This window comes from Curtobacterium sp. P97, assembly GCF_023712445.1.
GTDB lineage: Bacteria > Actinomycetota > Actinomycetes > Actinomycetales > Microbacteriaceae > Curtobacterium.
Genome location: NZ_JAMAYF010000013.1, coordinates 39,210 through 57,224, shown reverse-complemented (window position 1 = coordinate 57,224; position 18,015 = coordinate 39,210). Strand labels below are relative to the sequence as shown.

Below are 18,015 nucleotides of genomic sequence, written 5' to 3'. Positions count from 1 at the left end.
CCTCGGTATGTCAGCCAATACCGTCCCAGGGTGACCGTCCTGCGTCGCTGGGTGTGGCCCGGCCTGAAGTTCCTCGTGTTCGCCGCCATCGCGGTGTCCCTCGTCCGCCTCGCCTTCTTCGCGGCGCAGCCCGAGGGCGAGGAGACGACCCCGACCGCGCAGCTGGAGGACCCGACCGTCACCGTCGAGACGGGGGACGTCGTCAACGACGTCGAGGCGACCGGTCACGTCGAGTCCGTCGCCGCGACGCCGGTGCGTTCCACCGCCGAGGGCACCGTCAACCGGGTCTTCGTGACGAACGGCACGCACGTCGAGCAGGGCGCGCCGATCATCGACCTGCGGGTCGAGACCCCGGCGGAGGGCACGACCGAGGACGGCGAGCCGTTGCCGGCGTCCGTGACCTTCGCGACCGTCGTCGCCTCGTCGTCCGGCACGGTGTCCGGACTCGACCTGGTGGCGAAGCAGCCCGTCGCGATCGGTGACACCGTCGCCCGGGTCGCCCCGGAGTCGTACCGTGTGACCGCGACGCTCGAGGCCGCGCAGCTCTACCGACTCACCTCGCGTCCCTCCGAGGCGACCGTGACGATCACGGACGGGCCGGCGCCCTTCACCTGCACGAACCTCGCGCTCAGCTCCGCGTCCGCCTCGGCGGCGGGCGAGCCGTCGGACGCGGGTGCCGACGGTGCGGACGGTGGCGGGGGCTCCTCGGGTGCCGAGGGTGCGACGCAGCTGCGGTGCGACGTTCCCGGGGACGTCACCGTGTTCCCGGGGCTCGAGGTCACGGTCGCCGTGTCCGCGGGCTCGGCCGAGGGCGTGCTGACGCTCCCGACGACCGCCGTGCAGGGGACCGCGCAGCGCGGCGTCGTCACCGTCGTCGACGACGACGGGAAGCGTTCCGAGCGCGAGGTCGCCCTCGGCCTCAACGACGGCGAGACGGTCGAGGTGCGTGACGGGCTGACCGAGGGCGAGACCGTCCTGCAGTTCGTCCCCGGCAAGGAGGCGCAGCCCGAGGACGAGTTCGCCGAGGACGGCGCGGTGGTGACCGGATGAGCCTCGTGCACGTCCGCGACCTCCGGAAGTCCGTCCCGCTCCCCGACGGCTCCACGCTGGAGATCCTGCGCGGTGTCGACCTCGACGTCGAGGCGGACAGCCGCGTCGCCATCGTCGGCCGCTCGGGTTCGGGCAAGTCGACGCTGCTCAACGTCCTCGGCCTGCTCGACACCCCGACCGAGGGGCTGCACGAGTTCGACGGGCGGGACGTCGGCCGTGCCGGCTCGGTCCGACGCGACCGGGTGCGCGGCGCGGACGTCGGCTTCGTCTTCCAGCAGTTCAACCTGCTGCAGGGTCGCACCGCGGTCGAGAACGTCGAGGTCCCGTTGCTCTACGCGACCGGCCGGGCGTTCTGGTCGCGTCGTCGCCTGGCACTGGAGATGCTCGACCGGGTGGGCCTCGCCGACCGTGCCGACACGCAGCCGCACCGGCTCTCCGGCGGGGAGCAGCAGCGCGTCGCCATCGCCCGGGCACTCGTCCGGTCGCCGCGGCTCATCCTGGCCGACGAGCCGACCGGTGCACTCGACGTCGACACCGGCCGCGTGGTCATGGAGCTGCTCGAGACCGTCGCGGCCGAGACCGGCGCGGCGCTCGTCACCATCACCCACGACACCGCGGTCGCAGCACGGGCGGACGTCGTCCACCGGATCGACCACGGGCTCGTCGTCGACACGGCAGCGTCCGATACCGCGTCCGCGTCCGCGTCTGCCTCCGCGTCCGAGTCCGCCTCCGCGTCCGCTTCCGTCGACGGGCCGGGGGTGGCGGCGTGAACCGGCTCCTCACCACCGTCGTCGGGACGTTCGTCGAGTCCTGGCAGGAGCTCCGCGTGCACCGCGGCCGGGTCGTGCTCAGCCTGATCGGGGTCACGATCGCGGTGGCGTCGCTCGCGGTCGTCGTCGGGTTCGGGTCGCTCGCCGAGCGGGTGACCGCCGCCTTCAACGAGCAGTACGGCGGACGGCCGGCGACCTACCAGGTCACCGGCTCGTCCTCGGCCACGGGGGACGGCACGGGTGCCGCTGCCGCGGCCGACGCCGCGGCGCTCGACCGCGAACTCCGCGCCGGCGCCGAGCGCTACCACGTCCGGTTCTCGACCGAGGCGTCGTGGACGCAGCGCCCCGTGCAGTTCCCCGACGGGGTCACCCTGGCCCAGGGCGTCACCGTCGACCCCGCGTACGCCGAGATGCACCGCGTCCGCGTCGACGACGGCGCGTGGTTCACCGAGGACGACCGGGACCGACTCGCGCCGGCGCTCGTCGTCAACCAGGCGTTCCTCGACCGTCTCGGCAGCCCGGACGTCGTCACGCACCCGGTCGTGCGCCTGCCGGGGACGCCCGACGTCACCGCGGTCGTGATCGGCCGGTACGTGTCCTCGGAGTACGACACCGAGCCGATGTTCTACCAGCTGGCGCAGTCGGTCGCGACGTCGAGCGCGGAGGCCGCACCCGACGACGGCTCGCAGCGGCTGTTCGAGGTGTGGGTACCGGAGAGCGACGGGAAGGCGGTCGCCGGACGGATCGCATCGGATGCCGAGCGGGCGCTCGGCCCCGGGTGGACCGTCGACGCGAACCGTTCCGACGCGGCCGGCTCGGTCGACGGCGACCCGCTCGGTGCGCTGCGCTGGGTGATCGCCGGGGTCGCCGTCCTCGTCCTGGTGCTCGGCGGGCTCGGGCTGCTCAACGTGTCGCTGGTGAGCGTCCGGCAGCGGATCCGCGAGATCGGCATCCGACGCGGGGTCGGTGCGACCGCCGGACGCATCTTCGTCGCCGTGCTGCTCGAGAACGTGCTGGGGACGCTGGTCGCCGGCGGGATCGGCGTCATGGTCGGCGCGGCGGTGCTCGGGAACGAGACCGTCCGGGGGCTCATCACGAGCGGGGTCGACGTCGGGGGAGCGCCCTTCCCGGTCGAGGCGGCGCTGATCGGTGTCGGCTCGGCGCTGCTCGTCGGGGCGCTCGCCGGGTTCCTGCCCGCGATCGTGGCGGTCCGGGTCAAGGTCATCGACGCGATCCGGTACTGAGCGCGGAGGGCGTCCGGTCGCGGCGGGGCATCCACGGAATGTCCCGAGCGGGGATTAGGCTCCCTCGCATGGCCGGAGGCACCAAGTCGACCACGCGCTCGCGCGCGTCCACGTCGTCCCGCGGGAGCGGGTCGCGCGGTACGTCGCGCACGCAGGCCACGACGAAGAAGCTGCCGCAGGCGGCACCCACCCCGGTGTTCCGCGAGCAGAACCCCGTCGTGACCGCATGGCTCGCGATGGCGCACGGCGTCGGAGCACTGTTCCGGCTGCTCGGCAAGGAGACCCTCGCCAAGGACGAACGACGCGACGGTTTCCCGTTCCTCCTGTTCGTGCTCGCGCTCGCGGGCGGTGTCGTCGAGTGGCTCAACCCCACGAACCCGGTGTCCGTCACGCTCGACGCCTACACGTTCGGCGGGCTCTTCGGGCGACTGGCGGTCGCACTGCCCGTCATCATGATCGTCTTCGCCGGATGGCTCTTCCGCCACCCGGCGTCGGTGCACGACAACACCCGGATCGGCATCGGTCTCGGGCTGATGCTCGTCTCCATCGCGTCGCTCTGCCACGTGTTCGGCGGGCAGCCGAGCGCGTCCGACGGCATGGTCGCCCTGGCCGCCGCCGGTGGTGTCCTCGGCTGGGTGGTGATCAGCTGGCTCGTCGCGGTCGCCACCGTGTGGGTCGCGGTGCCGGTCGCGGTGGTGCTGCTCGTGCTGTCGCTCTTCATCATCACGAAGACCCCGCCGAACAAGACCGGACGCCGGCTCCACGAGCTGTACGCGTACCTGTTCGGTGCGCCGGCCCCCGTGGCCGAGGACGAACCCGCCACCGAGGCGGACGCCGCTCCGGCCGCGCCCCGAGCACGGACGTCGAAGCGCCGCACGAAGGACCAGACCGACTTCCCGCTGTTCGAGGACCTCGGGTTCGAGGACGAGCAGGCTGCCGGCGGTGAGGACGCCGAGAGCACCGTCCCGTGGTGGCGCCGCAACAAGTCCGGGCGCGAGGAGGACCCGGCGTACGACAGCCCCGTGCTGCCCGCGTCGGCGACGCAGGCCGTGCCCGACCGCGGAACCGGTGCCGGTGGTGCCGGGACGGCTGCCGCTGCCGGTGCCGCTGCTCCGGCCGTCGGCGCGAACGCGGGCGCGGCCGCCGGACTCGTGGACCACACGCCCGCGGTGCCCGCCTCGGTGAACCTCAACGACTCGGTCGAGCACGACGACGTGCACGGCGCACAGGAGGTCGAGCAGGACCTCGCCGTCGCCGAACAGGCCCTCCGCGACTTCGGCACCCCGGTGCCCGAGCAGCCCGCGGCGGTCGCCCGGCCCGACGCCGGAGTCTCCCCGGTGGTCTCGCCGACGGCGCCCGAGCCCGAAGCCGCCGACGACGGCCTGCCCGCCGCGACCGCCGCCGACGAGGACCCGGCAGCCCCGTACCGCCTGCCCGCAGCCACCACCCTCAGCGCCGGCACCCCCTCGGTCGCCCGCAGCCAGGCGAACGACGACATCGTGGCGGCGATCACCGGCGTGCTCACCGAGTTCAAGGTGGACGCGAAGGTCACGGGGTTCTCGCGCGGACCGACGGTCACGCGCTACGAGATCGAGCTCGGTCCCGGTGTGAAGGTCGAGCGCGTCACGGCGCTGTCGAAGAACCTGTCGTACGCCGTCGCGTCGAACGAGGTCCGCATCCTGTCGCCGATCCCGGGCAAGAGCGCGATCGGCGTGGAGATCCCGAACACAGACCGCGAGATCGTCTCCCTCGGCGACGTCCTGCGCTCCGGCGCGGCCACGAAGTCGAAGCACCCGATGACCATCGGCGTCGGCAAGGACGTCGAGGGCGGCTTCGTCGTCGCGAACCTGGCGAAGATGCCGCACCTGCTCGTCGCCGGCTCCACGGGCTCCGGCAAGTCGGTGTTCATCAACTCGATGATCACCTCGCTGCTGATGCGCGCGAAGCCGTCCGAGGTCCGCATGGTCCTCGTCGACCCGAAGCGCGTCGAGCTGTCGATCTACGCCGGGGTCCCGCACCTCATCACGCCCATCATCACGAACCCCAAGAAGGCCGCCGAGGCGCTGCAGTGGGTCGTGAAGGAGATGGACATGCGGTACGACGACCTGGCGTCGTTCGGGTTCCGGCACGTCGACGACTTCAACAAGGCCGTGCAGAACGACGAGATCGTCCTGCCCGCCGGCAGCGAGCGGAAGCTCAAGCCGTACCCGTACCTGCTCGTCGTGGTCGACGAGCTCGCGGACCTCATGCTCGTCGCCCCTCGGGACGTCGAGGAGTCGATCGTCCGGATCACCCAGCTCGCCCGTGCCGCCGGCATCCACCTGGTGCTCGCGACGCAGCGGCCCTCGGTCGACGTCATCACCGGTCTCATCAAGGCGAACGTCCCGTCGCGCGTGGCCTTCGCGGTCACGAGCGTCACCGACTCGCGGGTCATCCTCGACCAGCCGGGCGCCGACAAGCTCATCGGGCAGGGTGACGGGCTCTTCCTGCCGATGGGCTCGTCGAAGGCCGTCCGTGTGCAGGGTGCCTGGGTGCAGGAGAGCGAGGTCGCCGAGGTCGTCGCGCACGTCACGCGCCAGGCGCGCCCCGAGTACCGGCAGGACGTCCAGGCCGTGGTGGAGCGCAAGGAGATCGACGCCGACATCGGCGACGACCTCGAGCTCCTGCTCGCCGCGGTCGAACAGGTCGTCTCGACCCAGTTCGGCTCGACCTCGATGCTGCAGCGCAAGCTCCGCGTCGGCTTCGCGAAGGCGGGCCGACTGATGGACCTCATGGAGTCGCGTGACATCGTGGGGCCGTCCGAGGGGTCGAAGGCCCGCGACGTGCTCGTCACGCCCGACCAGCTCCCGGGCGTGCTCGCGAAGCTCCGGGGCGAGGAGCCGCCGGCTGCTCCGGCTGCCGACGGACCGCCGTCGGTCCGGCCGGGAGGCACGACCTCCGTCGCCGGGGCCGACCCGGCTCCGGCTGCGGCCGGCTCCGGGGCTCCTGCCGGACCCGCCGGGGCGGGTGCCGGTGGTCAGGACGACGACCGGTACGGCTCGGACCCGGTGGCGGACATGACCCGCGGGTACCCTGAGGTCGAGGACGACGGACCGGACGAGGACGCATGGGGACTGACGGGCAGGGAGTGAGCACGTGACCAGCTCGGAGACCACACACGGGGCTCGGTTCCCCTGGCGCGGACGGTTGCTCCGCAAGGGGGACGGCCCGGCATCGACCGCGAACGTCGCCAACATCATCACCGTGGTGCGCATCCTCATGGCGCCGCTCTTCTTCGTGATGCTGCTCTCCGACGGCGGCCAGGACACGTCGTTGCGCGTCTGGGCGGCCGTCGTGTTCGTCGTCGCGATCGTCACGGACAGTGCGGACGGCATCATCGCCCGACGCCAGAACCTGGTCACGGACTTCGGCAAGCTCGTCGACCCGATCGCCGACAAGGTCCTGATCGGCGGTGCCCTCGTCGCGCTGTCGATCCTGGATGAGCTGCCGTGGATCGTCACGGTGCTGATCATGCTCCGGGAGATCGGCATCACCGTGTTCCGCTTCGCCGTGCTGTCCGACCGGGTCATCCCGGCGAGCCGCGGCGGCAAGATCAAGACCGTGCTGCAGGCCGTCGCGATCACGCTCGCACTGTTCCCGTGGTGGAACGTCGTCGGTGACCTGGCGCACTGGGTGAACGGCATCCTCATGACGGCGGCGCTCCTCGCGACGGTGCTCAGCGGGGCGGACTACCTGTGGCAGGCCTGGAAGCACAACCGCCGAGCAGCATGACGTCGGCCGGTACCGGGGCCGCCGGTCCGACGGGTCGGTCGTCGATGCCGGGGTCGCAGTCGGGGTCGCAGTCGGGGTCGGTGTCGGACGAGGAACTCGCGCGCGCGCTCGTCGGTGTCCTGACCGCCCGGGGCGAGACCGTCGCGGTCGCCGAGTCCCTCACGGGCGGACTCGTCGTCGCGACGCTCGTGGGCGTCCCCGGGGCCAGCGCCGTCGTCCGCGGCGGGGTGGTCGCCTACGCCACGCCGGTGAAGGCGACGGTGCTCGGGGTCGACGCCGACCTGCTCGCGTCGAACGGCGCGGTCGACCCGGAGGTTGCACGGCAGATGGCCTCGGGCGTCCGGACGGCCCTGGCGGTGGACGGCGTCCCCGCCACGTGGGGGATCAGCACGACCGGCGTCGCCGGACCGGACCCGCAGGACGGCAAGCCGGTGGGCACCGTCTTCGTCGGCATCGCATCCGCGGAACGCAGTGTCGCGACGGAGTTGCACCTCGAGGGGGACCGGGCAGCAATCCGCTCGGCCACCGTCTCCGAACTCCTGGCACGGATGACGACCGAGGTCGACAGCGGGGAATAGGTCCTGTTGCCACTGGGTTACATCCCACGCAATCTCCAGCAGGACGGCAGCCGGCGTGGTTAGCATGCTGCGAACGGCAACGCTACTGTTGCTGAACCCGACCCCAGGTCACCCGGACCGGGCGGGCGCGGAGACGACAGGAAGGAGGAGTCCACATGGTTCTCGTTCGTCAGGAGATCGGCGACGTGCTTCGGGACTTCCGCTTGCAGAAGGGCCGGACCCTCCGTCAGGTCGCATCCAAGGCCAGTGTCGCGCTCGGGTACCTCAGTGAGGTCGAGCGTGGGCAGAAGGAGGCCAGCTCCGAGATCCTCGCCTCGGTCGCGGATGCCCTCGACACCCCGATCTCGACCATCATGCGCGAGGTGGGCGACCGTCTCGCAGTCGTCGAGGGGCTCACCCCGGTCCCCGACACGCTGCCCGACGACCTCGTCGCCGAGTTCGACAACGACCTCGCGGTGCGCTGACGCACCACCCCCTCGAACGCCCTCGCCGGTCCGCCGGCGGGGGCGTTCGTCGTTACGCTGGACCGATGCGCGTGAGTGAGTTCTGGCGAGCCGTCGACCAGGTGTTCGGGGAGGCCTACGGCGCCGTGGTGTCCCGCGACGTCGTGCTCGAGGAGCTCGGTGGACGTTCGGCGGCGGACGCGCTCGACGCGGGCATCGACGCCAGGCGGGTGTGGGAAGCACTCTGTGACTCCCAGGACGTCCCGCTGGACAAGCGGCACGGCAAGGGCCTGGCGGAGCCGCGCGACTGACGCCGTCGTCCGAAACTGTGTTCGGCGTGTTGCTCGAACGCGTGTTCGATCGGTGCTAGGTTCCTGCACATCGGCGCTGTCCCGGACCATCGTCCACAGGTCGCGCGGTCGCAGGCAGTGATGTCGGTGGCCCGCCCTAGGTTCGAGGTCATCGGGAACAGCCCGAAGCCTTGTCGCCGAACACCAGCCCTGCACCACCGGCTGGGGTGGACGCGACAGCCTACAGGCGGCCGACACCGAGCATGAAGGAGCACCCCATGCCATCACCCGCAGACCGCGAGAAGGCCCTCGAGACCGCACTCGCCCAGATCGACCGGCAGTTCGGCAAGGGGACGGTCATGCGTCTCGGCTCGGACGAGCGCGCGCCGGTCGCCACCATCCCGACCGGCTCCGTCGCGCTCGACGTCGCACTCGGCATCGGCGGCCTCCCGCGCGGCCGCATCATCGAGATCTACGGCCCGGAGTCGTCGGGTAAGACGACCCTGACGCTGCACGCCATCGCGAACGCGCAGCGCGCGGGTGGCATCGCAGCCTTCATCGACGCGGAGCACGCGCTCGACCCCGAGTACGCGAAGAAGCTCGGTGTCGACATCGACGCCCTCCTCGTGTCGCAGCCCGACACCGGTGAGCAGGCGCTCGAGATCGCCGACATGCTCGTCCGCTCGGGGTCGATCGACCTGATCGTCGTCGACTCGGTCGCCGCCCTGGTGCCGCGTGCCGAGATCGAGGGCGAGATGGGCGACTCGCACGTGGGTCTCCAGGCGCGCCTCATGTCCCAGGCCCTGCGCAAGCTCGCCGGTGGCCTGAACCAGACGCAGACCACGATGATCTTCATCAACCAGCTGCGCGAGAAGATCGGCGTGTTCTTCGGCAGCCCGGAGACCACCGCCGGCGGCAAGGCGCTCAAGTTCTACGCGTCGGTCCGCCTCGACATCCGTCGCATCGAGACGCTGAAGAGCGGGACCGACGCCGTCGGTAACCGCACCCGCGTCAAGGTCGTGAAGAACAAGATGGCTCCGCCCTTCAAGCAGGCCGAGTTCGACATCCTGTACGGCACGGGCATCTCGCGCGAGGGCTCGCTGCTCGACTTCGGTGTCGACCACGGCATCGTGAAGAAGTCGGGTGCCTGGTACACCTACGACGGCGACCAGCTCGGGCAGGGCAAGGAGAACTCGCGCTCGTTCCTGATCCAGAACGCAGACATCGCGGCGGAGATCGAGGGCAAGATCCTCGCGAAGCTCGGCGTCGGTGGCGCCAAGGCCGATGCTCCGGTCGAGTCGATCGCGCCGAAGCTGGCGGAGCGCAAGGGCGCGTGACCGGCGCAGACGACCACGACGAGGGCCTCGCACCGGTCACCGACCTGTTCGGTGCGCGGTCCCGTCGTGGTCGACGCACCCCGCCGGCGGAGCCGGAACCTGTTCGATCGAGCCCGGTCGAGCCGGGCACGGTCGAGCCGGGCACGGTCAGGCCGGGCACGGTCGGGCCGGGCACGGTCGGGCCGGGCACGGTCGAGCCGAACCCGGTCGAGCCGAGCCTGAGCCCGGTCGATCTGGCTCCGCGCGCGGAGCGTGGCGTTCCCGGCGGCACCGGGTCGTCCGACGACGGCTGGGCGCCCGAGTCGATGGTGCTGGGTGACGACGAACGGCGGTTCGGCCGAGCGTCGACCACCGCGGCGCACGACGAGTCCGCCAGCTCGGGGTCGGCGACGGGGACGCCCGTCGAGGACGACCCGCCGGTGCCGGCCGCGATCCCCTTCCGCGGACAGCAGTCCGAGGCGGAGTGGGTGTCGCCGGTCGTCGGCGACGGCTCCGGTCGGAGTGCACGCGCCGAGCAGCACGGGTACGACGACGACACTGCGGACGCCGCGAGCGCATCGGTGTTCGCCATCGCCAGCGGTGACGAGATCGACCCGGCGGACGCCCCACGGCCGCTCGACGAGCAGCGCGCCGATGCCGAGCGCGTGAGCATGCGGGCGCTCGGGCGCAAGGGGGTCAGCGAGTCGGAGATGCGGCAGCTGCTGACGAAGCAGGACCTCGACGACGACGTCGTCGAGCACGAGGTCGCCCGACTGGTGCGCGTGGGTCTGCTCGACGACGTGGCCCTCGCCACCGACCTGGTGGACCGGCTGCACGAGCGCAAGGGCCTCGGCCGCCAGGGCGTGGTCGCCGAGCTGCGACGCCGTGGCATCGACCAGGCGGCGATCGACGCGGCGCTCGAGGCCGCGGAGGACGACGCCGACGACGAGTTCGTCCGCGCGATCGAGCTCGCTGAGAAGCGTGCAGGCCAACTCCGTGGGCTCGACCGAGCGACTGCCGAGCGGCGCCTGAGCGGCTTCCTGATGCGCAAGGGGTACGGCTCGGGAGTCGTCCGCATCGCGGTGGAGCGGGCGCTCGACGGTCCGCCGCGACGCTCGCCCTCGGGTGGGGGCACCGTCCGCTTCGAGTAGCGCGGCGGCGGGCTCGACGGCCGTCCTGCGGACGCCGCGGTCGACCTACACTGGGACGATCATGGCCACCGTCGAAGCCCGCCCCAGAACCTACGAGGTCCGCACCCACGGGTGCCAGATGAACGTCCACGACTCGGAGCGCCTGAGCGGGTCGCTGCAGGCGGCCGGGTACGTGGCGTCGGACGGCGAGCAGGCTGACGTGGTCGTCATCAACACCTGCGCCGTGCGCGAGAACGCGGACAACCGTCTCTACGGCAACCTCGGGCAGCTCGCGGGTATCAAGCGCACGCACCCCGGCATGCAGATCGCCGTCGGCGGGTGCCTGGCGCAGAAGGACAAGAACGTCATCCTCGAGAAGGCGCCCTGGGTCGACGTCGTCTTCGGCACGCACAACATGGGGTCGCTGCCGACCCTGCTCGAGCGGGCCCGGCACAACGACGAGGCGCAGATCGAGATCCTCGAAGCGCTCGACGTGTTCCCGTCGACGCTGCCGACCAGGCGCGACTCCACGCACAGCGGCTGGGTGTCGATCTCCGTCGGCTGCAACAACACCTGCACCTTCTGCATCGTCCCGTCGCTCCGTGGCAAGGAGAAGGACCGTCGTCCGGGCGACGTGCTCGCCGAGATCCAGGCGCTCGTCGACGACGGAGCCATCGAGGTGACGCTGCTCGGGCAGAACGTCAACTCCTACGGCGTGGAGTTCGGCGACCGTCAAGCGTTCGGCAAGCTGCTCCGGGCCGCCGGTCAGATCGACGGCCTCGAGCGCGTGCGGTTCACGAGCCCGCACCCGGCCGCGTTCACCGACGACGTGATCGACGCGATGGCCGAGACCCCGAACGTCATGCCCCAGCTGCACATGCCGCTGCAGTCCGGATCGGACCGGGTGCTCAAGGCCATGCGTCGGAGCTACCGGAGTGAACGGTTCCTCGGCATCCTCGACCGCGTGCGGGCGAAGATCCCGGACGCAGCGATCTCCACCGACATCATCGTGGGGTTCCCCGGTGAGACCGACGAGGACTTCGAGGACACCCTGCGCGTCGTGGAGCAGTCGAGGTTCGCCTCGGCCTTCACGTTCCAGTACTCGATCCGTCCGGGCACGCCGGCGGCGACGATGCCGGACCAGCTGCCGAAGGAGGTCGTGCAGGAACGCTACGACCGGCTCATCGCGCTGCAGGACCGCATCACCGCCGAGGAGCACGCGAAGCAGGTCGGTCGGAGCGTCGAGGTGCTCGTCGCCACCGGCGAGGGCAAGAAGGACGAGACCACGCACCGCCTGTCCGGCCGTGCCGAGGACTCCCGCCTCGTGCACTTCGCCGTGCCGCAGGGCTCCGCCGTCCCGCGTCCCGGCGACGTCGTCACCGTCGAGATCACGCGCGCAGCCCCGCACTTCCTGATCGCCGACAACGAGGGCCCCCTGCGGATCCGTCGGACCCGTGCCGGTGACGCCTGGGACCGTGCGCAGGCCGAGAGCTGCGGTGTGCCGACCCCGTCCGCCCCGGGCACCGGGCCCCGTCCGGTCTCGCTCGGGCTGCCGAGCCTCCGTGTCGGACGCTGACCGGCCGCTCGCGGCGGTCGGACCGCGCCACGACGGTACCCCCGACCTGATCGCGGTCGTCGGTGCGACCGGCACCGGCAAGTCCGAGGTCGCCCTCGCCGTCGCGGAACGGCTGCGGGCGAGCGGCCGTCCCGCGGAGGTCGTGAACGCCGACGCCATGCAGCTCTACCGCGGCATGGACGTCGGCACCGCCAAGCTGTCGGTCGCGGAGCGGCGGGGCATCCCGCACCACCAGCTCGACGTGCTCGCGGTGACCGACGAGGCGAGCGTCGCGGCCTACCAACGCGGCGCCCGTGCGGACGTCGAACGGATCACGGCGGACGGCGGCACCGCGGTGCTCGTCGGCGGCAGCGGGCTCTACGTGTCGGCGGTGCTGTTCGACCTCGCCTTCCCCGGCACCGACCCGGAGCTCCGCGCCGAGCTCGAGCGCGAGCACGCCGAGCACGGGCCGAACGCCCTCCTCGCGCGCCTGCGCGCCCTGGACCCGGCCGCGGCAGCCGACGTCGACTCCCGCAACCCCCGGCGGCTCATCCGGGCCGTGGAGATCGCGAGCCGGTCCGAGGTCGTGACCCCGCGCCTCCCGGCCGCGCCCCGCGCATGGCGACCGGCCCGGGTGCTGCACCTGCACCGCGAGCGCAGCGGGCTCGTCGCGTCCCTGCACGCGAGGGCCGAGCGGATGTTCGCCGACGGCCTCGTCGACGAGGTGGAGGCGCTCTGCGCGGAGGGGTTGGAGCAGGGACGCACGGCGCGCGCGGCGATCGGGTACTCGCAGGCGCTCGACGTCCTGCACGGCCGAGCGACGACGGCCGAGGCGGTGGAGGCGACGGCGGTCGCGACCCGCAAGTACGCCAGGCGACAGGTGTCCTGGTTCAAGCGGTACGACGCCGAGGTGGTCGACGTCAGCGGCGCCGACGTCGCGGGGCTGCATGCGGCGGCCCGTAGGATCGTGCCGTGACCGAGCTGCACTTCACGAAGGGCCAGGGGACGGGCAACGACTTCGTCCTGTTCGCCGACCCCGACGCAACGGTCGACCTGACCCCTGAGCGCATCCGGGCCATCGCCGACCGCCGCTTCGGCGTGGGCGCCGACGGTGTCATCCGGGCGGTCCGGTCGGAAGCGATCCCCGAGGGGCGCACGCTCGTCGCCGTCGAACCCGCCGCCACCTGGTTCATGGACTACCACAACGCCGACGGCTCGGTCGCCGAGATGTGCGGGAACGGCATCCGCGTCTTCGCGCGGTACCTGACCGAGTCCGGGCTCGTCGACCTCGCGCCGGGGGAGACGCTCACGGTCGGCAGCCGCAAGGGGCTCGTCGACGTCCAGCGCACCACGAACGGCTTCTCGGCCGACCTCGGGCGCTGGGGCCTCGGCATCGAGGGCGGCGGGGCGAACGACGTCACCGTGCGGGCGAAGGAGCTCGACGGTGCACGACCCGGACTCGGCATCGACGTCGGCAACCCGCACGTCGTCGTGGCCGTGGCGACCGAGGACGAGCTCGCCGAGGTCGACCTGACGTACGTCCCCGTCCTCGACCCGGCGCCCGCAGCGGGCGCGAACGTCGAGTTCGTGCTGCCCGGTGAGCCCCTCGTCAAGGACGGCGTGGGGGAGATCACCATGCGCGTGCACGAACGGGGGAGCGGCGAGACGCTGTCCTGCGGCACCGGTGCGGTCGCGGCCGCCCTCGCCACGCGGTACTGGGCGGGGCCCTCGGCGCCGGACACCTGGCGGGTGCGGGTGCCGGGCGGGGTCGTCACCGTGCGGATGTTCGCGGCGGAGGACGGCGAGCACGTCGCGCTGGCCGGTCCGGCGGAGCTCGTGTTCTCCGGGGACCTGACCGTCTGACGGTGCTGCGGTGCTGCGGTGCTGCGGTGCCGCGGTACCGCGCTGCCGCCGTGCCGGCGCGAGCGGGACGCCGTCGTGCCAGTGGGACGGCGAGGCGGAGACGACGCGCAGGTGTGCTCGTGAGACGCCGGCGTGTCCTCGCGACGCCGTCATGCGCGCGAGACGCCGTCGATCTCGGCGGCGTCTCGGCTGTCCGGATGCGTCTCGCGTCGACGCCGGCGTCTCGCGCGGGTACGGGCGCAGCCCAGCGCAGCCCGACCCGCCGCCTGCGCCCTGCCCCGGGCTACTCGGCGGTCCGGCGGACCCGGATCACGCGGAAGCCCTTGTCGGTCGTGGCCCGCGACACCGCGAACCCGTCCCCGAGCGCGTCCCCGAGCCACCGCTGCAGGGAGTCCCCGCCGAGGTCCTTCGACACCACCAGCCAGGCGTCCCCGCCGACCTCGAGCCGGGGCAGCCACGTCAGCAGGATGGCGTGCAGTTCGTCCTTGCCCACCCGGATCGGCGGGTTGGACCAGATCGTGCGGAAGCGCAGGTCCGCCGGGAGCTCGTCCGGCAGCCCGACGGTGACGTTCGACACCCCGGCTGCGACGGCGTTGCGCTGCGCGAGACCGAGGACCCGCTCGTTGACGTCCACGCCCCAGACCTGGGCGTCCGGCGACTCGAGCGCCATCGTGATCGCGATCGGCCCCCACCCGCAGCCGATGTCGAGCAGGTCGCCCTCGGGCGCGGGCGGCGGCACGGAGCCGAGCAGCACCCTGGTGCCGCGGTCGACACCGTCCGGGCTGAACACGCCCGCGGCGGTGGACAGCGTGAGCGACCGTCCGGCGAGCGTGACGTGCACCTGTCGCTCACGGGCCTCCGACGAGGGGTTCGCGGAGAAGTAGTGCTCGTTCGCCATGGAAGAACCGTACCGGCGAGCCCGTGTGTCCCGGGCGTGGCGGCGGTACCCTGTGGAGAAGATGACGGAAACCACCATGAACGACGGACGATCCGACGACAGCGCCGAGGGTGTCGTGGAACGCGTCCTCCGCAATGCCGAGACCCGGGCCACGTCGGCGATCTTCGCTCCGGCCCAGGCCATCCAGACACGATCGGTCGACGAGCACGGCTGGTCCGGCGACGGCGACCAGTACGAGCGCGAGGACCGCGCCGCCCTGCGGCGCGTCACCGGGCTCTCCACCGAGCTCGAGGACGTCACCGAGGTCGAGTACCGGCAGCTCCGGCTCGAGCGGGTCGTGCTGATCGGCGTGTACCCCCAGGGCGACGCCCAGGACGCCGAGAACTCCCTCCGCGAGCTCGCCGCCCTGGCCGAGACCGCCGGTGCCGTGGTCCTCGACGGGCTCCTGCAGCGCCGGCCCAACCCCGACCCGGCGACCTACCTCGGCAAGGGCAAGGCCGAGGAGCTCGCCATGGTCGTCAAGGCGACCGGCGCCGACACGGTCGTCGCGGACACGGAGCTCGCCCCCTCCCAGCGCCGAGCGCTCGAGGACGTCGTGAAGGTGAAGGTGATCGACCGGACCGCCGTGATCCTCGACATCTTCAGCCAGCACGCCACCACGCGCGAGGGCAAGGCCCAGGTCGAGCTGGCCCAGCTGCAGTACCTGCTGCCGCGTCTGCGCGGCTGGGGTGAGTCGATGTCCCGCCAGGCCGGTGGTCAGGTCTCCGGCGGTGCCGGCATGGGGTCCCGTGGTCCGGGTGAGACGAAGATCGAGCTCGACCGCCGGCGCATCAACACGCGCATGTCGAAGCTCCGCCGTCAGATCGCGGGCTTCCGACCGGCTCGGGAGGCCAAGCGCGCCGACCGGCACCGCAACGAGGTGCCGAGCGTCGCGATCGCCGGGTACACCAACGCCGGCAAGTCCTCGCTCCTGAACCGCCTGACGAGCGCGGGCGTCCTGGTGCAGAACCAGCTGTTCGCAACCCTCGACGCCACGGTGCGCCGGACCGAGAGCAGCGCCGGCCGCGAGTTCACGTTCGTCGACACGGTGGGCTTCGTGCGGAACCTGCCGCACCAGCTGGTCGAGGCCTTCCGCTCCACGCTCGAGGAGGTCGGCGAGGCCGACGTCATCGTGCACGTGGTCGACGGGTCGCACCCAGACCCCTCCGCGCAGCTCGCGACGGTCCGCGACGTCATGGGTGACGTCGGAGCGCGGGACATCCCCGAGGTCGTCGCGTTCAACAAGGCGGACCTCATCGACGAGGCGCAGCGACTCGTGCTGGTCGGACTCGTGCCGGACGCGGTGTTCGTCTCCGCCCGCACGGGCGAGGGCGTGCCCGAGCTCCTCGCCGCGATCGAGGCACGGCTGCCAGAACCGGACGTCGAGTTGACGGTGGTGATCCCGTACGACCGTGGCGACCTGGTGTCGTCACTGCACGACGCGGGAGCAGTCGAGACGACCGACTACGTCGAGGACGGCACCCGCCTGCGGGTGCGCGTCTTCCAGCGCCAGGTCGCGGAGCTCGACCCGTACGTGGTCACGCCGGTCGCGACGGCGTAGTCCCGCAGGCGGTCGCGCCACACCCCCGGCCGGGAGGCACGGGTCGGCTCCGGCGCGCCGGTCCGGCCCCTGCGCGGTACGGTGCGATCGCCTGCTCACGTCGCGCCGTCGGACGGTGCGGCGTGACTTCGCACAACGCGGAGCAGCCCGCGCCACGGAAGTCCGCGGCGCGGGCTGCTCCGCGTTGTTCCGGCGTCAGATCGAGCGCAAGACCGCCACGACCTTGCCGAGGACGGTGGCCGCGTCGCCGAGGATCGGTTCGAACGCGGAGTTGCGCGGGAGCAGCCACGTGTGGCCGTCGCGCTGGCGGAAGACCTTGACGGTCGCTTCCTCGTCGAGCATCGCGGCGACGATGTCCCCGTTGTCCGCGGTCTGCTGCGACCGGACGACCACCCAGTCGCCGTCGCAGATCGCTGCGTCGATCATCGACTCGCCGACGACCTTGAGCATGAAGAGGTCACCCGTGCCGACCAGTTGCCGGGGGAGCGGGACGATCTCGTCGACGTGCTGCTCGGCCGTGATCGGCACACCGGCGGCGATCCGGCCGACGAGCGGGACCAGGGTCGTGGCGTCGACGTCGGGCGTCTCGACGTCGGGGGTCGGTTCGTCGACCAGGACCTCGAGCGCGCGCGGACGGTTCGGGTCACGACGGATCCAGCCGCCGAGCTCGAGCTGGCCGAGCTGGTGGGAGACGCTCGAGAGCGAGGAGAGGCCGGCGGCGTCGCCGATCTCCCGCATGCTCGGCGGGTAGCCCCGGCTGGCGATCGACGCGCGGATCGCGTCGAGGATCGCCTGCTGCTTCGCCGTCAACGGCTTCTGGACCCGCAGTTCGTCCGCCACGTCGTCTCGCCCTTCGTCGGTGCCGGGCGGTCGGGCAGGAATGTCAGTGGTCCCCGCTTGACTCGTCCCAGTCGATCGAAACAGTATCCGACCGCTCCGGGTCGGCCAAACACCTGTTCGAGCGTGTCGGCAGAAAATCCCGCACAGATCTCTTCCTGGGACTTGTGCGAGGTCGCATTCGAAACTATGTTCGGTACACGACTTCGGTTCCTCCGAACGGGAAGGCAAGAACGACATGAGCACCATCGCCATCGCTGACCAGCGCACCGCGACGCCCGCCGTCCGTACCCGCCTGCGCATCACGCGCCGCGGCCGCATCGTCCTGACGACCGTCGCGGCCCTCCCGGTCTTCCTCGTCGTCGCCCTCTCCGTGCTGAACGGTGGACAGGCCTCTGCCGGCGACTCCTCGCGTGCCGGTGCTCCCGTGCACTTCGAGACGGTCACCGTGCAGCCGGGTGAGACCCTGTGGCAGCTGGCAGAGGAGACCGCCCCGCAGGCCGACCCCCGCGACTTCGTGCAGGACGTCGTGAGCCTCAACGCCCTCGACGGTTCGACGCTGCAGGCCGGCGAGCAGATCGCGATCCCGGTCAAGTACACCGCGGGCAACTGATCCGGTCGGCGCTCGCCTGACCACCGTCCGGTCGGCGCTCGCCTGACCACCGTCCGG

The 18,015-nt window shown here is 71.9% G+C and carries 17 protein-coding genes; 15 read left to right on the top strand and 2 right to left on the bottom strand.

Annotated features, from left to right (window positions below; all coding sequences use genetic code 11):
- The first annotated feature begins 30 nt into the window (after positions 1–30).
- From M3677_RS14110 to dapF, 13 genes are all read left to right on the top strand, one after another.
- The gene (locus tag M3677_RS14110) at positions 31–1,050 is read left to right on the top strand and encodes an efflux RND transporter periplasmic adaptor subunit (protein WP_251160859.1); all 1,020 of its coding nucleotides are present in this window, start codon (positions 31–33) and stop codon (positions 1,048–1,050) included.
- On the top strand, positions 1,047–1,820 hold the full coding sequence (locus M3677_RS14105) for an ABC transporter ATP-binding protein (RefSeq protein WP_251160858.1): 774 nt from the start codon (positions 1,047–1,049) through the stop codon (positions 1,818–1,820). Before M3677_RS14110 ends, M3677_RS14105 begins: the two co-directional genes overlap by 4 nt.
- Entirely contained in the window at positions 1,817–3,064 is a 1,248-nt protein-coding gene (locus M3677_RS14100; RefSeq protein ID WP_251160857.1) for an ABC transporter permease, read from the top strand. The genes M3677_RS14105 and M3677_RS14100 overlap by 4 nt, the downstream gene beginning before the upstream one ends.
- A 68-nt stretch (positions 3,065–3,132) precedes the next feature.
- Positions 3,133–6,195: a DNA translocase FtsK gene (locus M3677_RS14095; protein WP_251160856.1), complete on the top strand. Its 3,063-nt coding sequence runs from the start codon at positions 3,133–3,135 to the stop codon at positions 6,193–6,195.
- Between the two features lie 4 nt (positions 6,196–6,199).
- On the top strand, positions 6,200–6,835 hold the full coding sequence (gene pgsA / locus M3677_RS14090) for a CDP-diacylglycerol--glycerol-3-phosphate 3-phosphatidyltransferase (RefSeq protein WP_251160855.1): 636 nt from the start codon (positions 6,200–6,202) through the stop codon (positions 6,833–6,835).
- 44 nt (positions 6,836–6,879) lie between these two features.
- Complete coding sequence (locus M3677_RS14085) at positions 6,880–7,413, top strand: CinA family protein (RefSeq protein ID WP_081985245.1); 534 nt, start codon at positions 6,880–6,882, stop codon at positions 7,411–7,413.
- Positions 7,414–7,568: 155 nt separating this feature from the next.
- Positions 7,569–7,877, top strand: a complete 309-nt coding sequence (locus M3677_RS14080; RefSeq protein ID WP_058742950.1) for a helix-turn-helix domain-containing protein — start codon at positions 7,569–7,571, stop codon at positions 7,875–7,877.
- Positions 7,878–7,942: 65 nt separating this feature from the next.
- Entirely contained in the window at positions 7,943–8,167 is a 225-nt protein-coding gene (locus M3677_RS14075; RefSeq protein WP_209686053.1) for a DUF3046 domain-containing protein, read from the top strand.
- Positions 8,168–8,424: 257 nt separating this feature from the next.
- A complete protein-coding gene (recA, locus tag M3677_RS14070) occupies positions 8,425–9,483 on the top strand; it encodes a recombinase RecA (RefSeq protein ID WP_066653287.1) in 1,059 nt (352 codons plus the stop codon).
- Positions 9,480–10,613 carry a RecX family transcriptional regulator gene (locus M3677_RS18490; protein ID WP_251160854.1) on the top strand — a complete coding sequence of 378 codons (1,134 nt, stop codon included), beginning with the start codon at positions 9,480–9,482 and terminating at the stop codon, positions 10,611–10,613. The genes recA and M3677_RS18490 overlap by 4 nt, the downstream gene beginning before the upstream one ends.
- A gap of 61 nt (positions 10,614–10,674) precedes the next feature.
- The gene (gene miaB / locus M3677_RS14060) at positions 10,675–12,168 is read left to right on the top strand and encodes a tRNA (N6-isopentenyl adenosine(37)-C2)-methylthiotransferase MiaB (protein WP_251160853.1); all 1,494 of its coding nucleotides are present in this window, start codon (positions 10,675–10,677) and stop codon (positions 12,166–12,168) included.
- Positions 12,155–13,123 (top strand): tRNA (adenosine(37)-N6)-dimethylallyltransferase MiaA, encoded by a 969-nt coding sequence (miaA, locus tag M3677_RS14055; protein WP_251160852.1) that lies wholly within the window; start codon positions 12,155–12,157, stop codon positions 13,121–13,123. The genes miaB and miaA overlap by 14 nt, the downstream gene beginning before the upstream one ends.
- On the top strand, positions 13,120–14,010 hold the full coding sequence (dapF, locus tag M3677_RS14050; protein ID WP_251160851.1) for a diaminopimelate epimerase: 891 nt from the start codon (positions 13,120–13,122) through the stop codon (positions 14,008–14,010). The genes miaA and dapF overlap by 4 nt, the downstream gene beginning before the upstream one ends.
- Positions 14,011–14,293: 283 nt before the next feature.
- Here dapF and M3677_RS14045 read toward each other — a convergent pair whose 3' ends face one another.
- Positions 14,294–14,908 (bottom strand): class I SAM-dependent methyltransferase, encoded by a 615-nt coding sequence (locus M3677_RS14045; RefSeq protein ID WP_251160850.1) that lies wholly within the window; start codon positions 14,906–14,908, stop codon positions 14,294–14,296.
- Between the two features lie 61 nt (positions 14,909–14,969).
- Between M3677_RS14045 and hflX the strand changes: the two genes are divergently transcribed.
- Positions 14,970–16,508: a GTPase HflX gene (gene hflX, locus M3677_RS14040; RefSeq protein WP_251160849.1), complete on the top strand. Its 1,539-nt coding sequence runs from the start codon at positions 14,970–14,972 to the stop codon at positions 16,506–16,508.
- A gap of 195 nt (positions 16,509–16,703) precedes the next feature.
- On the opposite strand, the gene lexA is transcribed toward hflX, so the two are convergent.
- The gene (gene lexA, locus M3677_RS14035; RefSeq protein ID WP_066653301.1) at positions 16,704–17,348 is read right to left on the bottom strand and encodes a transcriptional repressor LexA; all 645 of its coding nucleotides are present in this window, start codon (positions 17,346–17,348) and stop codon (positions 16,704–16,706) included.
- A gap of 235 nt (positions 17,349–17,583) precedes the next feature.
- On the opposite strand from lexA, the gene M3677_RS14030 reads away from it, so the two are divergent.
- A complete protein-coding gene (locus tag M3677_RS14030; protein ID WP_066653310.1) occupies positions 17,584–17,958 on the top strand; it encodes a LysM peptidoglycan-binding domain-containing protein in 375 nt (124 codons plus the stop codon).
- Positions 17,959–18,015: the final 57 nt, after the last annotated feature.

What these genes read in the sequence shown, in the direction of transcription:
- M3677_RS14045 (WP_251160850.1), bottom strand. Translation starts at nt 14,908, where the DNA reads ATGGCGAACGAGCACTACTTCTCCGCGAACCCCTCGTCGGAGGCCCGT.
- hflX (WP_251160849.1), top strand. Translation starts at nt 14,970, where the DNA reads ATGACGGAAACCACCATGAACGACGGACGATCCGACGACAGCGCCGAG.
- M3677_RS14080 (WP_058742950.1), top strand. Translation starts at nt 7,569, where the DNA reads ATGGTTCTCGTTCGTCAGGAGATCGGCGACGTGCTTCGGGACTTCCGC.
- M3677_RS14105 (WP_251160858.1), top strand. Translation starts at nt 1,047, where the DNA reads ATGAGCCTCGTGCACGTCCGCGACCTCCGGAAGTCCGTCCCGCTCCCC.
- recA (WP_066653287.1), top strand. Translation starts at nt 8,425, where the DNA reads ATGCCATCACCCGCAGACCGCGAGAAGGCCCTCGAGACCGCACTCGCC.
- M3677_RS14085 (WP_081985245.1), top strand. Translation starts at nt 6,880, where the DNA reads ATGCCGGGGTCGCAGTCGGGGTCGCAGTCGGGGTCGGTGTCGGACGAG.
- M3677_RS14030 (WP_066653310.1), top strand. Translation starts at nt 17,584, where the DNA reads ATGAGCACCATCGCCATCGCTGACCAGCGCACCGCGACGCCCGCCGTC.
- M3677_RS14075 (WP_209686053.1), top strand. Translation starts at nt 7,943, where the DNA reads ATGCGCGTGAGTGAGTTCTGGCGAGCCGTCGACCAGGTGTTCGGGGAG.
- miaB (WP_251160853.1), top strand. Translation starts at nt 10,675, where the DNA reads ATGGCCACCGTCGAAGCCCGCCCCAGAACCTACGAGGTCCGCACCCAC.
- M3677_RS14095 (WP_251160856.1), top strand. Translation starts at nt 3,133, where the DNA reads ATGGCCGGAGGCACCAAGTCGACCACGCGCTCGCGCGCGTCCACGTCG.